The organism is Micromonospora sp. WMMA2032 (assembly GCF_002688545.1).
Lineage (GTDB): Bacteria > Actinomycetota > Actinomycetes > Mycobacteriales > Micromonosporaceae > Micromonospora > Micromonospora sediminicola.
This window is the reverse complement of record NZ_CP024052.1, coordinates 274,570-287,737: the sequence shown is the minus strand read 5'-3', so window position 1 is coordinate 287,737 and position 13,168 is coordinate 274,570. Positions and strand designations below refer to the sequence as shown.

13 protein-coding genes and 1 pseudogene are annotated in these 13,168 nt (G+C 73.9%); 5 read left to right on the top strand and 9 right to left on the bottom strand.

Annotation, left to right across the window (positions count from 1 at the left end):
* Window positions 1-52: 52 nt before the first annotated feature.
* From CO540_RS01230 to CO540_RS01215, 4 genes are all read right to left on the bottom strand, one after another.
* Window positions 53-1,126 carry an ABC transporter ATP-binding protein gene (locus CO540_RS01230; RefSeq protein ID WP_099160549.1) on the bottom strand — a complete coding sequence of 358 codons (1,074 nt, stop codon included), beginning with the start codon at window positions 1,124-1,126 and terminating at the stop codon, window positions 53-55.
* Between the two features lie 109 nt (window positions 1,127-1,235).
* Window positions 1,236-2,279 (bottom strand): extracellular solute-binding protein, encoded by a 1,044-nt coding sequence (locus tag CO540_RS01225; RefSeq protein WP_099160548.1) that lies wholly within the window; start codon window positions 2,277-2,279, stop codon window positions 1,236-1,238.
* A 36-nt stretch (window positions 2,280-2,315) separates the two neighbouring features.
* Window positions 2,316-3,479 (bottom strand): ROK family protein, encoded by a 1,164-nt coding sequence (locus tag CO540_RS01220; protein WP_099160547.1) that lies wholly within the window; start codon window positions 3,477-3,479, stop codon window positions 2,316-2,318.
* Between the two features lie 211 nt (window positions 3,480-3,690).
* Complete coding sequence (locus tag CO540_RS01215; RefSeq protein ID WP_099164528.1) at window positions 3,691-4,239, bottom strand: YciI family protein; 549 nt, start codon at window positions 4,237-4,239, stop codon at window positions 3,691-3,693.
* Between the two features lie 192 nt (window positions 4,240-4,431).
* On the opposite strand from CO540_RS01215, the gene CO540_RS01210 reads away from it, so the two are divergent.
* From CO540_RS01210 to CO540_RS01205, 3 genes are all read left to right on the top strand, one after another.
* A complete protein-coding gene (locus CO540_RS01210; protein WP_099160546.1) occupies window positions 4,432-5,322 on the top strand; it encodes an SGNH/GDSL hydrolase family protein in 891 nt (296 codons plus the stop codon).
* Window positions 5,323-5,514: 192 nt separating this feature from the next.
* Complete coding sequence (locus tag CO540_RS30290) at window positions 5,515-5,667, top strand: hypothetical protein (RefSeq protein ID WP_172967774.1); 153 nt, start codon at window positions 5,515-5,517, stop codon at window positions 5,665-5,667.
* Window positions 5,667-6,632, top strand: coding sequence for an N-acetylmuramoyl-L-alanine amidase (locus CO540_RS01205; protein ID WP_099160545.1), 966 nt, complete (start codon window positions 5,667-5,669; stop codon window positions 6,630-6,632). Before CO540_RS30290 ends, CO540_RS01205 begins: the two co-directional genes overlap by 1 nt.
* 48 nt (window positions 6,633-6,680) lie before the next feature.
* Here CO540_RS01205 and CO540_RS31255 read toward each other — a convergent pair whose 3' ends face one another.
* Window positions 6,681-7,112, bottom strand: a complete 432-nt coding sequence (locus tag CO540_RS31255) for a hypothetical protein (protein WP_371682318.1) — start codon at window positions 7,110-7,112, stop codon at window positions 6,681-6,683.
* A gap of 113 nt (window positions 7,113-7,225) precedes the next feature.
* Here CO540_RS31255 and CO540_RS31250 point away from each other — a divergent pair, with 113 nt between their 5' ends.
* Entirely contained in the window at window positions 7,226-7,375 is a 150-nt protein-coding gene (locus tag CO540_RS31250; RefSeq protein ID WP_371682317.1) for a hypothetical protein, read from the top strand.
* On the opposite strand, the pseudogene CO540_RS31245 reads toward CO540_RS31250, so the two are convergent.
* The 3 genes and pseudogenes from CO540_RS31245 to CO540_RS01190 all read right to left on the bottom strand — a co-directional run.
* Window positions 7,345-7,896, bottom strand: a pseudogene (locus tag CO540_RS31245) (epoxide hydrolase family protein); the annotation flags it as partial. The gene CO540_RS31250 and the pseudogene CO540_RS31245 sit on opposite strands and share 31 nt — an antisense overlap.
* Window positions 7,897-7,934: 38 nt before the next feature.
* Window positions 7,935-8,837: a redoxin gene (locus CO540_RS01195; RefSeq protein WP_099160544.1), complete on the bottom strand. Its 903-nt coding sequence runs from the start codon at window positions 8,835-8,837 to the stop codon at window positions 7,935-7,937.
* The gene (locus CO540_RS01190; protein WP_099160543.1) at window positions 8,837-9,538 is read right to left on the bottom strand and encodes a thioredoxin family protein; all 702 of its coding nucleotides are present in this window, start codon (window positions 9,536-9,538) and stop codon (window positions 8,837-8,839) included. Before CO540_RS01190 ends, CO540_RS01195 begins: the two co-directional genes overlap by 1 nt.
* A 158-nt stretch (window positions 9,539-9,696) precedes the next feature.
* Between CO540_RS01190 and CO540_RS01185 the strand changes: the two genes are divergently transcribed.
* Entirely contained in the window at window positions 9,697-11,946 is a 2,250-nt protein-coding gene (locus CO540_RS01185; protein WP_099160542.1) for a hypothetical protein, read from the top strand.
* 7 nt (window positions 11,947-11,953) lie between these two features.
* Here CO540_RS01185 and CO540_RS01180 read toward each other — a convergent pair whose 3' ends face one another.
* A complete protein-coding gene (locus CO540_RS01180) occupies window positions 11,954-13,126 on the bottom strand; it encodes a low temperature requirement protein A (RefSeq protein ID WP_157779035.1) in 1,173 nt (390 codons plus the stop codon).
* Window positions 13,127-13,168 lie beyond the last annotated feature (42 nt).

Below are 13,168 nucleotides of genomic sequence, written 5' to 3'. Positions count from 1 at the left end.
GTCACCTCAGTTCGCGACTGCGGGGCTCGCAAAACCGGCTCACTCCTCGCGCTCACGCGCCCACCACCCACATCCGCTCCGGCGGCAGGCGCAGCCCGACCTGGTCACCCACGCCCAGCCCGGCCGGCACGTCGATCGCGGCCACCTGGACCGGTTCGCCGGCCACGTCGATGAGCAGGTTGGTGGCCATGCCGGTGAACTCCAGCTCGGTCACCCGGCCGGTGAGCGCGCCCTCGTCGGTGGCGGAGGTGAGCGTGATGTGCTCGGGCCGGACGCTGACCAGTGCGGTCGCGCCCGCGGTGAGCCCGTGGTCGGCGGGCGCGGCGACCGGGACCTCCGCGCCGCCGGGGAGCGCCACGGTGACGCGCTCCGGGCCGACCGTGACCACCGGCAGGTCGAGCACGTTGCTGCGGCCGATGAACCGGGCCACGAACGCGGTGGCGGGCCGGTGGTAGATCTCCTGCGGCGTGCCGACCTGGCGGACCCGGCCGGACTCCATCACCGCGATCCGGTCGGACATGGCCATCGCCTCGGCCTGGTCGTGGGTGACGTAGAGCGCGGTGGTGCCGCTCTCCTTCTGGATCCGGCGGATCTCCACCCGGGTCTCCTCGCGCAGCTTGGCGTCGAGGTTGGACAGCGGCTCGTCGAGCAGCAGCGTGCGGGGGCGGATCACCAGGGCCCGGGCCAGCGCGACGCGCTGCTGCTGGCCGCCGGAGAGCTGGTCGATGCGCCGGTCGCCGTACCCGGCGAGGTGGACCTGCCCGAGCGCCTCGTCGATGCGCCGGCGGGACTCGGCCCGGCCGACCTTGCGGATCTTCAGGCCGTACGCCACGTTCTGGGCGACGCTCAGGTGCGGGAAGAGCGCGTAGTTCTGGAACACCATGCCGGTGTCGCGCTTGTTCGGCGGCCGGTTGGTGACGTCCTCGGCGCCGAAGCGGATCCGGCCCGAGCTGGGGAAGTAGAAGCCGGCGACCATGCGCAGGGTGGTGGTCTTGCCGCAGCCGCTCGGGCCGAGCAGGGTGAAGAACTCCCCCGCGCCGATGCGGAGGTCGACGTCGTCGACCGCCGCGGTGTCGCCGGCACGCGGGAAGCGCTTGCTCACCGACTCCAGCGTGACATCGATCATGATGTCTCTCCTTGCGTCCGGTAACCGGGTCCGACCGGTGACGGGGTGGGTGGTGCGGAACGGCGACGGCGGGACGCCGGGTGCGCGGGGCACCCGGCGTCCCGTCCGGTCAGCCCTTGTTCTTGATCTGGCTGTTCCAGTGGTTGATCCACTCGGTCTCGTTCTTGCCGATCACGTCCCAGTCGACGTCCAGCGGCTTGAGGTCGAGCTGGGCCAGCCACTCCGGCTTCTCGGCGATGTCCACGGCCGGGATCTGGTAGTAGTCCTTGGCCAGCTCGGCGCGGAGCGAGTCGTCGAAGAGGAACTCGAGGAACTTCTGCGCGCCCGCACTGTTGCCGCCCTTGACCTGGGCCAGCCCGTCGACCAGGACCGGCGCGCCGGAGGCCGGCATCACGTAACCGAAGGGCATGTTGGCCTGGTTGGCCTGGAGCAGGATGTCCTGCAGGTTCCAGGCGCTCAGCGTGCCCTGCTGGCGGGACAGCTTGAGGTACAGGTCGGTCGGGTTGGCCGCGTACGCGCCGGTGTTGGCGTCGAGCCTCTTCAGCCAGTCGTAGCCCGGCTGCGGGTTGCTGCCGTCGGGCGACTGCCGCACGATCATCGCGGAGTAGATCGACCGCATGGTGCCGGAGGCGGCCACGTCGCGGATGATGATCTTGTCTTTCCACTCCGGCTTCAGCAGGTCGTCCCAGTCCTTCGGGGCCTGCTCCGGGGTGAGCGCCTTGTTGTTGTACATGATGACCTCGGGCAGCAGGATCTCGCCGAACCACCGGCCCTGCGGGTCCTTGTACGCCGCGTCCATCTTGCCGGCGAACGACGGCTGCCACGCCGCCAGCAGGTCCTCGGACGCACCGGCGGCCAGACCCTGCTGCGTGCCGCCCCACCAGACGTCGGCCTGCGGGTTGGCCTTCTCCGCGCGGACCCGCTCCAGGATCTCCTGGGCGCCCAGGTTGAGCACCTCGACCTTGCCCTTGTACTCGGGGTACTTGGCGGTGAACTTGTCGACGACGTAGGTGGTGACCTTCTTGTCGCGGGCCGTGTAGATGGTGAGCTTCTCGGCCGCGCCGCCGCCGGAGTCACCGGAGCCGCCGCCGCAGGCGGTGCCGGCGGCGAGGACGGTGGCGAGCGCTCCGGCGAGCAGGAGTCGACGTCTCATGGGGTACCTCCGAGGGGTGTGAGGGGGAACGGTCGATCAGGGAGCGGGTAGTAGGGCGGACAGGCCGGACGCGGCGGCCGAGAGCGCGTAGCTGATCGCGCCGTAGAGCACCGCCCGGTCACCGAGCACCGCGCGGCGGACCTCGGTGGGGCTGGGCGCGGCGGCGGACACCAGTGCCTGCAGCCGCGCCACGGCGGCGTCGTCGAGGTCGGCCGCGGCGCCGCTGAGCAGCACCCGGCCGGGGTCGATCACGCAGGCGCAGGAGACGATGAGCCGAGCCCAGGCGTCGAGCAGGTCGGCCAGGTAGGCGGCGGCGCGCTCGTCGGCGGCGGCCAGCTCCACCAGCGCCCGCACCGGCGCGGCCGGCCGGCGCCCCGGGGCCAGCGCCACCACCCGCTCGGCGACCGCGCTCTCCGACCAGCGGGCCTCGAACGGCCCGACCCCGTCGTGCCCCCGGTCGGCCCGGTCGAGCGGCAGGAAGCCGACCTCGCCGGCCGCGCCGCCGGAGCCCCGACGGACCTGCCCGTCCAGCACGAGACCGGCGCCGATGCCGTCGGCGACGTGCAGCAGGAGCAGGTCGGCCACGTCGGCCCCGGCGCCGGCGGCGTGCTCGCCGGCGGCCATCAGGTTCACGTCGTTGTCCACCACGACCGGCACGCCGAGCCGCCGCTGGACCGACTCCCCCACCGGGCGGGCCTCGACCAGCCCGACGGAGGGGGCGAGCCGGACCGCGCCGCCGGTCGAGACGCCGGGCGCGGCGATGGCCACCCCGCGCAGCGCCGGCAGGCCGGGGCCGGCCAGCTCGGGCACGGCCGTGCAGATCAGGTCGACGATGTCGCCGGTGCGGCGCACCGTGCGGTGGGCGATCACGGCGCCGTCGCTGTCGGCGATCTCGCAGCTGATCCGGGCCGGTTCCAGGGCGACCGCGGCGACCAGTTCGGCGCGCGGGTTGAACTCCAGGATGGCGCGGGGGCGGCCGGCCCGGGACGCGCCGGGGCCGCGCTCGATCAGGTAGCCCTCGGCGATCAGGTCCCGGACCAGCGGGGTGAGCGTGGCGGGGCTCAGCCCGGTCAGCTCGGTCAGCTCGGCCCGGGACAGCACCCGGGCCTGGCGGGCGGCGGAGATCACGCTACGGCGCTTGATCTCCTTCGACCGCTCCCGGCTCACCGGGCTCGTCGGTGGGGTCACCACGTCAGTCACAGTTCCTTCCTACGGCGAACGAAGTATTGAGTCAAGTAACGGTTGGGTCTCGCCGGCCTCGCGGCGACGGTCTTCACCTGGCCAGATGACCGAAACGGGCGCGTCGGAGCGCGGACCGGATCCGTCGGCGCGGGGGTCCGCCGACGCGGCAGAGGGCCCACTTGCTTCATTTCGCAAAGAATTGCGGGCGGCCCGCCCGGCGGGGACGACTTCAGCGCCGCCCGCCGAACTGCCAGTTGTGCACCTCGATGTCGGGGTAGCTCCGCTCAGTCAGGAGGGCGCGCGCCGCCCCCGGATGCGACGCCCGCACCAGCATCGCGGTGCCCAGCCAGGCGTCGCCGTCGTCCGACAGCAGCGGGCCGTACGCGATCAGCCGGTCCGCGTCCGGCGGCACGGCGAGATCGACCGCCCGCCCCACGCCGAGGGCCAGGACCAGGTAGCGGTTGCCGCCGACCGGACCACCGGGGAAGTCGCCCATGCTCCGCCCCAGCGTGTTGCGCCAGCGTCGGAGCAACACGTCGCGATACACGCCGGCCTGGTAGTTCGGCTCGTCGAAGGCGAACGCGCGGGCGGCGGCCGGGTCGGGCAGGTCGACGACGTGCAGGCTGCCGGTGGGCGTCTCACCGTCGTCGGCGAGGGTCGGCCCGCGGGCGATCATTCCGCTCGCGAACCGGTCCATGTAGGACCAGTGCTCCTCGCGCAACGCCTCGCGCAACGGGACGCTGTCGCGCCGATCACGGTGGAAACACAGAAACTCCATGCCGGACAGTCTCGACGCACGGCCGGCGGCACGGTGGCCGGCGTCGCCGGCGACCCGGCCGGAGACCCCGACCCGGGGCGCCCCCACATCCCCGACCACCCCTTAATGAGGTTCATCTATATTGACGAGCGTCATGGACGCGACCAGACTTCCGGAACCACCACCCCCACCATCCCGCTCCGGGAGGGCGCCATGAACCGTCCCCGCCTGCCGATACGACGTACGGCCGCACGACTGGCCGCGCTCGCCGCGGCCACCGCCGGTGTGCTGCTCGCCGTCGCCGCGCCCGCCAACGCCGCGGTGCCCACCGGGCGCTACGTGGCGCTCGGCGACTCGTACACCGCCGCCCCGCTCGTGCCCACCCAGGTCGACCTGAACTGCCTGCGGTCCAACCGCAACTACCCGTCCCTGGTCGCCGCGTCCGCCGGCTCGTCGTCGTTCGCGGACGTGAGCTGCTCCGGGGCCACCACCGACGACATCCTCTACGGCGGCGACGGGCAGCTCGGCATCACCGTGCCGCCGCAGCTCAACGCCGTCACCTCGACCACCGCGCTGGTGACGGTGCAGATCGGCGGCAACGACATCGGCTTCTCCGGGATCATCAGCGACTGCGCCGAGGCGAGCGTCAGCAGCCCGCTCGGCTCACCGTGCAAGGACCGGTTCACCGCCGGCGGCACCGACCAGCTCCGGGCCCGGATCACCGCCACCGTGCCGAAGGTGACGGCCGTGCTACGGGCGGTCCGCCAGGCCGCGCCGAACGCGCGGGTCGTGGTGCTCGGCTACCCGGCGATCCTGCCGGACAGCGGGTACGGCTGCTGGCCGGTGGTGCCGATCGCCTACCAGGACGTGCCGTACCTGCGCGGGGTGGAGAAGGCGCTCAACACCATGCTGGCCGACACCGCGGCGGCGAACGGCGCGAGCTACGCCGACGTCTACACCCCGTCGATCGGCCGGGACGCGTGCAAGGGCAGCGGCACCCGCTGGGTGGAGGGACTCATCCCGCAGAACGCGGCCGCGCCGTTCCACCCGAACGCCCGCGGCGAACAGGGCATGGCCACCGCCCTGCTGGCGCACCTGAACTGAGCGGCCGTCCTGGGCCGGTCCCGCCACGCGGCGGGACCGGCTCCGGCGCGTCCGTGCGCACTCCTCGGCAAAACCTTTCATCACCGACGGCGGCGATGAAGGGTATCGACATCGGGACCGATCCGGGATAGCGTGCCCGCACTCACATCCGTCGATCGGTTGGAAGCCGAGCGCCGTCCCCGAAGGAGCGCCATGCCCACGTCCCGATCCGTCCGTCTGCGACGCCGTGGCCTGCTCGGCGTCCCGGCCCTGGTGGCCGCCGCGCTGACCGTGGTGGCCCGCCCCGGCGCCGCCGTCGCCGCACCGAAGGCCGAGTGCCTGGCCGACCTGCTCGGGGAGCAGTGATGGCGACCATCCCCTGGCTGGTGGACGTGCTCCGGGCCGCCGGGGTCCAGGTCGTGGTCGAGGGCGACTGGCTCAACCGCGGGCGACCCGGCTCCTTCGACCCGATCGGGGTGCTCTGGCACCACACCGCGGCCACCTCCAGCGCGAGCAACCCGCACCCGGCGCTCAACATCTGCATCAACGGCCGGTCCGACCTGCCCGGCCCGCTCTGCCAGGCCCTGGTGGACTACCACGGGGTGTTCCACGTGATCTCCGCCGGCCGGTGCAACCACGCCGGCGTCAGCGGCGGCAGCGGGCCGATCCCGGCCGGCGACGGCAACACGCTGATGATCGGGTGGGAGATCGACTACAACGGCGTCGACCAGCGGATGACCACCGCCCAGTACGACGCCAGCATCGCGGCCACCGCCGCCGTGCTCACCCGGCTCGGCCGGGACTCCAGCTACGCCCGCGGGCACCGGGAGACCAGCACCACCGGCAAGATCGACCCGTCCTTCATCGACCTGAACACCATGCGCGCCGACGTGGCGGCGAAGATGGCCGGCGGTGGCGGCGGGTGGTCGTCGATCGTGGACAACGCGACCGCGGGCCGGTTCAGCGCCAGCGCCAACTGGGGGGTGTCGACCTACTCCGGGCAGCGGTACGGCGCCGACTACCGCTACGCGGACCCGGTCGCCGCCAGCGACGCCGCCTGGTACAAGTTCAACGTTCCCCGCACCGGCAACTACCGGGTCGAGGCGTGGTGGCCGGCGAACTCCGGCTACAACGCCTCGACTCCGTACGTCGTCGCCACCACCACCGGCAACCGGACCGTCTACGTCGACCAACGGGCGACCGGCGGGCAGTGGCGCACCCTGGGCACGTTCACGCTCCCGGCCGGTGACGCCGACCGGGTCGCGGTCAGCCGCTGGAGCTCCGCCTCCGGGCTCGTCATCGCCGACGCCGTCCGCCTCACCGAGGTCTGACCGGCGGTGCGGCCGGGTGACGCCACCCGGCCGCACCGCCCTCGTCCCTCAGCGCAGCGACCGGAAGGCCGCGCGCATCTCCTCGGCGAACAGTTGCGGCTGCTCCCAGGCCGCGAAGTGCCCGCCCCGGTCCAGCTTGCGGTAGTGGATCAGGTTCGGGTACGCCCGCTCCGCCCAGCTGCGCGGCGCCAGCAGGATCTCGTCCGGGAACTGGCTCACCGCCGCCGGCACCCGGACCCCCTTGGCCGCGAAGAACGACAGCTTGTTCTGCGCGTACAGCCGGGCCGACGACACACCGGTGTTGGTCAGCCAGTAGAGCGAGACGTTGTCCAGGATGTCGTCGCGGCTCAGGCCGACCTGCCGGCCGGCGAAGGCGGCGCAGATCAGCTCCAGGCTGGCCGCGTCGTGGTCGAGCATGAACGTCGCCAGCCCGACCGGCGAGTCGGCGAGCGCGGTCAGCGTCTGCGGCCGGGTGGTCATGATCAGCGCGTACGCCGAGTGCTTCCAGAAGAAGTCGAGCCGCTCGCAGGCCGCCCCTCTCCTCCGCGGAGAGCCCGGCCGGCAGCTCGGCCAGCGGGTTGTTGACGCCGGTGATGCCGCGCTGCATCAGCGCGTCGATCTCCGGCGGCACCACGCAGGGCATGTTCGTGTGGCTGCCGGCCAGCTCCGGTGGCGCCTGCACGCCGAGCATGTCGGTGATCAGCGCGCCCCAGTCGCCGCCCTGCGCCACGAACCGGTGGTAGCCCAGCCGCCGCATCAACTCGGTCCAGGCGCGGGCGATGTGCTCCGGGTCCCAGCCGGGCTTGTCCGGCTTGCCGGAGAAGCCGTAACCGGGCATCGACGGGATCACCAGGTGGAACGCGTCCGACGCGCTGCCGCCGTACGACGTCGGGTCGGTCAGTGGACCGATGACCTTCAGCTGCTCGATCACCGAACCCGGCCACCCGTGCGTGACGACCAGCGGCAGCGCGCCCTCGTGCCGGGACCGGACGTGGATGAAGTGGATGTCCAGCCCGTCGATCTCGGTGACGAAGTTCGGCAGGTCGTTCAGCCGGGCCTCGACCCTGCGCCAGTCGTACTCCTTCTCCCAGTAGCGGGCCAGCGCCTGGCTGGTCTCCAGCGGCACGCCCTGCGACTGGTCGTCGACGGTCTGCCGCTCGGGCCAGCGGGTGGCGGCGATCCGCCGCCGCAGGTCGCGCAGGTCCTCCTCGGGCACCTCGATCCGGAACGGTCGGATGTCGGTGGTGGTACGGGTCGGCGTCATGGTCTTGACGGCCACGGAGCTCTCCTCGTCGGTCGGGATCAGGGTCCGAACGTGAACACGTACGCGCGGAAGCCGGGGCGGTCGGTGACCAGGCTCAGCCGGTGCTCCCCCGACGTCGCGCCGGAGACCAGGCGGACCATCGCCGGCCGGTCGACGTGGGCCCGGCCCGCCGGGTCGACGTCTGCGCCGCGCGCGTCGCCGACCGGGTTCCCGTCCAGCAGCACCTGAAGCGGGACCGGTCCGCCGGGACCGGGGTCGGCCACCAGGTTCACCTCGCCGGCGGTGAAGGGCAGGACGAGTTCGCCGGCGCCGGCGGCGAGTTCGACGTACTCGCCGTCGACCCGCCAGTCGCCGGTGAGCGCGTACGTGCCCGGTACGCCCCGGTCGGCGCCGAGATAGGTCTCCGGGGTGATGCCGGCGTACGTCGGTGGCGTGGTCGTGACGAACGCCGTCACCTCGGGGCTGACCGGGGGCAGCGCCGCGCCGGGCGACGCCGCCTCGACCAGCCGTCGGATCTCCGCCTCGGTCCGGTCGTAGTCGCCCTCGCCGACCCACCGGTCCACGAGCCGGCCGTCGCTGTCGAAGAGGTACCGGGCCGGCCAGGCGTCGTTGCGCAGGGCACGCCAGAACGTGAAGTCGTCGTCGATCGCGATCGGGTGGGTCAGTCCGTGGTCCCGGATCGCCCGGTCGATGTTCTCCGGCCGCCGGCCGAACGCGAACTCGGGCGCGTGCGCGCCGACGACCGTCAGCCCCAGGTCCCGGTAGTCGCGGTGCCACGCCCGCACGTACGGGGCGGTGCGGATCCAGTTGACGCAGGTGTACTCCCAGATGTCGACCAGGACCACCCGCCCGCGCAACGCCTCGGGGGTCAGCGGCGGGGAGTTCACCCAGCGGCGCACCGTGATCGGCGGCAGCCGGGGCGCGACCGGGGCGCGGGTCATCACCGGCGCCCGTCGCCGAGGTCGACCGCGGCCGCGCCGACCACCGCCCGGTCGCCCTGCTGCACGTAGCCGACCACCGAGGCGCGACGGGGGTCGGGCGCCGTCGACACGTCGAGTTCCACCCGTCCCCGCTCCCCGTTCAGCTCGGCGGAGCGGAACGTGCGGACCACCGTGTCCTGGCGCAGCCGCCGCCCGGCGTTCTCGCCCCGGGGCACGTCGTTCTCCAGGCCGCGCTCGACCAGCGCCACGTTCAACCGGGCCTGTTCCGGCAGCGCTCCGGTGCCGTAGTCGAGCACCACCCGCCGGTCGCCCGCCTCGACGACGGTGAGCGTCAGCGGGGTGCCGGGCGGCGTGGCCAGGGCGGCGTCGATCGCCGAGGCGGCCTGGCGGCGGTCGGAGCCGACGAACTCGACGGTGCCGTTGACGATCATCTGCGGCGTGTACAGGCCGCCGGAGCCGAACGCCCGCGCGTACGCCTCCTGCCGCAGCGTGTGCGCGGCCGCGCCGTAGGGGTCGGCCCAGCCGAGATGGTCCCAGTAGTCGACGTGGAAGCCGAGCGTGTACACCCGCTCTCCCCGCTCGCGCGCGTCCCGGTCGATCCCGGACAGCACCTCCTCGGCCGGGGGGCAGCTGTCGCAGCCCTGGGAGGTGAACATCTCCACGACGGCGAAGCCGTCGCGCGTGGGCGAGGCGCCGGTCATGCGGGCTCCCTTCGGAACAGATGTCGACCTGCAAGCGTCGGGCGCTTACCCGGCCGGCGGGGCCGCACACGGCAGCCGGCGGCGTTTGTCGACGACCGGGGCGGGTAGGCCGATGCGCCCGGCGGGCCGTGCCGGCGGCGCGGCGTCTCGGAGGGTCGATGTCGGCTGGAGCAGCACCACCGGGCCGGCCGGTCGTGCCCGGCGGGGTGGTGGAGCTGCGGGTGCACGGCGTCTCCTCGGCCGGCGCCGCCCAGGTGCTGGAGCGGCCCCTGGTGCGGCAGGTGGCCGGCGACCGGAACGCGGGCTTCTACCGCCCCCGCCCGGGACACGCCGACGAGCACGGCGCGGACGGGGTGACGCTGGAGGCGTACCAGTGGAACGACCTGCCGTCGGGCACCGTGACACGGACCCTGTCGCTGCTGTTCCTGCTCCCGTTCATGCTGCTCAACGTGGCGGTGTGGATGCGGCCGGGCGACCGGTCCGCCGGCACGCTGGTCCGGCCGCTGTGCCGGGTGTTCGGCCTGAGCCTCACCGCGCTGTACGTGCTGGCCGTCGTGGGGGTGGCGCTGGACCTGGTCGCCTGGCAGTGCATGTCCGTGACGGCCTGCACGTCCGACCGCAACTGGCTGTCCTGGCTGGGTGGACGGCCGGTCGAGGTACGCCTGGTGGTCCTCGCGCTCGCCCCGGTCGCCGCGATCTGCCTGCTCTGGTGGGGCGCCACCCGGCCGGGGCGCTCCTTCAGCGCGCTCCGCGCGCCGGAACGCGCCGCCTCACGGCATCCGCTGAGCACGGTCGGCCAGTGGGACGCCGAGCCGTTGATGGGGCGGTTGCGCTCGATCCACGTCGCCGCGGCGTTCGCGACGCTGGACGTCAGCCTGCTCGCCGCCCGGGCCGCCCAGGGCGCGCCGGCCATGACCGTCGCGCTGCTGGTGGCCGCCGGCGCCGTCCTGACCGCCTGCGTGGTCCTGGTCTGCGCGCCCGCGCTGATCGACCGGGCACCCGCCGACCCGCGGCGGGACACGGTCGCCCGCGCGGTCAGGACGGTCGCGATCGGCCTGACCCTCGTGGTCGGCGGCCACCTGCTGCTCGCGCCCGCCCGCTGGCGGCCCGACGGCGGGCTGCCCGGCTACGGCTCCACCCTCACCTGGCTGTTCGTCGGCCACGCCGGGCTGCTGGCCGCCCTGGCCGCCGTGCTGCTGTGGCACCGGTTCCGCCGGCCGGGACGCCGGCCGCCGGCCGGGCTGGGCGTGCTGGCGGTCGCGGCCGCGGCGGGCGGGCTCGCGGTGGCGTACTCCGCCGAACTGGTCCACCGGGCGGCCGACGTGCTGGACCGGGACGCGACCACGGGCGACGCCGTGATCGCCGGCCCGGCCCGGGCGTACACCTGGGCGATCTACGGCTTCTTCCGGGCACTGCTGGTCACGCTGGTCGTCGCCGTCCTGGTGGCGCTGCTGTCCCGGCCGGGACGACGGCGGGCCGCGGCGGCGATCGTGGCCCGGGACTTCCCGTCGCCGCCGGCCGAGGCGGCGCCCCGGCTCCGGCAGGTCCGCACGGCGATCGTCCGGGCCCGGTTCACCGACCTGCTGGTGCCGCTCACGGTGCTCTTCGCCGTCCTCGCCGGGATCGGCGCGGCGACCACCGCGATGGCGTTGCTGCGGCCGGCGCCGGGCGAGGTCCTCGAACGCCACGCGCACGTGCCCGCCGGGCTGGTCGCGTTCGGCATCGGGGCCGGCGGCTACACCGTCTCGGCGGCCGTGCTCGGCCTCGTCGTCGCCGGGATCTTCGCCTACCGCAGCGCCGGGTTCCGGCACCACGTCGGGGTGCTCTGGGACCTCGCCACGTTCTGGCCCCGGGCCGCGCACCCCTTCGCCCCGCCCTGCTACGCCGAACGGGCGGTGCCGGAGCTGGCCCGGCGCATCACCTTCCTGGTGGAGAGCGGCAACGGCGTCCTGCTGGCCGGCTACAGCCACGGGTCGGTGCTGGTCGCCGCCACGGTCCTGCAACTGCCGCCCGAGGTCAGCGGCCGGGTCGCGCTGCTCACCTACAGCTCGCCATTGCGGCGGCTCTACGCCCGGCTCTTCCCGGCCTACGTCGACGACGCGGTGCTGCGGGAGATCGGGGACCGGGTCGACTGGCGGTGGCGCAACCTGTGGCGCGACACCGACCCGGTCGGCGGCTGGGTCTTCTCGGCCCACCGTCCGGACGCGTCGGGGGCGGTCACCGAAGCGCCGGCCGGGGTGGACCGTCGCCTCCGCGACCCCGACGGGCTGGTCGCGCCGCCCGGGGACAGCGTCCCGCCGCCGATCAAGGGACACTGGCCGTGCGAGTCCGAGCGGTCGTACACCGAGGCGGTGCGGGACCTGGCCGGGCTCCTCCGTGCCACGCCGGGACCGCCGTCGGGGCCGTGAGCCGGGGTCACCGGGCGAGGTGGCCCCGCTCCGGGTCTCGCCGGCCCAGCGAGTCGGAGGCCGCCACGGCGACGAGGACCAGCGTCGAGGCGGTGGTGCCGGCGAGCCTCGGCAGCGGCGCGGTGGCGACCGCGAGGAGCATCAGCGCCACCACGCCGAGCAGCCGGGAGCGCGGACCGTTGCCGGGCGCGTCGCGCAGGAAGAAGAACTGGGCCACCAGGAACAGCGCCGGCCCGCCGAACGCGAGCACGACGAAGCCGGGCGTGCCGACGTCGTCCGGGTGGGCGATCGCCAGTTCGTCACCGACCGCGACCCCGATCAGCGCGAGCACGGCGAGGGTCAGCGTCCAGGTGCCCCGCCAGCCGACCACGCCGGCGTCCTCCGCGGTCTCCGCGGCCTCGACCCCGATCCGCTCGACCCGTCGGAAGTAGCACCACCACAGCGCGACGGAGCCGGTGAAGCCGGCCACCAGGGCGAGCAGGCGCGCGACGGTGAACGGCGCGTCGCTGAACGCGCGGCCGGTGGTCAGCACCGTCTCGCCGAGGGCGATGAGGAAGAAGAGCCGGAAGCGCTCGATCAGGTGCGGGCCGGCGATCTCGGTGTGGCCGAGGTCGATGCGGCGGCCCGGACCCGGCAGCCAGTGCAGGCTCCACGCGCCGGCGTGCAGACCGAGCACGGCGACGCCCCAGAGCGCCAGGCGCGCGTCGTCACCGACGGCCGCGCCGGCCGCCAGGAGCACGCCGAGGAGCAGTTCCCAGACCGCGACGTTGACGAAGTGCCCACCGAGCGGCCGGCCGCGCAGGGCGACCATCAGGAAGGTGGTGCGGCCGAACTGCAGGAGCAGGTAACCGGTGACGAACAGCCAGGCGCGGCCGTCGAACGCGTCGGCGATCGCGCCGGACATGAGCAGGCTGGCGAACATCATGCCGACGAGCAGCAGCCGCACCGGCGGGCGCTCCGGCTCCAGCCAGTTGGTGCCCCAGGCCGTCATGTACCACGCGTAGACGACAGCGAGGCCCAGGACGACCGTCTCGGCGCCGGTGCGCAGGTCGACGTGGGCGAGCAGGTGGTGCGAGAGCTGCCCGATCGCGAAGACGTAGACGAGGTCGAAGAAGAGTTCGAGCGGGGTGACCACCCGCGCCGCGCCGGGCCGGCGCGACACCGCACCGGACCGGCTCACCACGGTTCACCCCGGGCCGCCGGGGTGGCGGTATCGGGCACG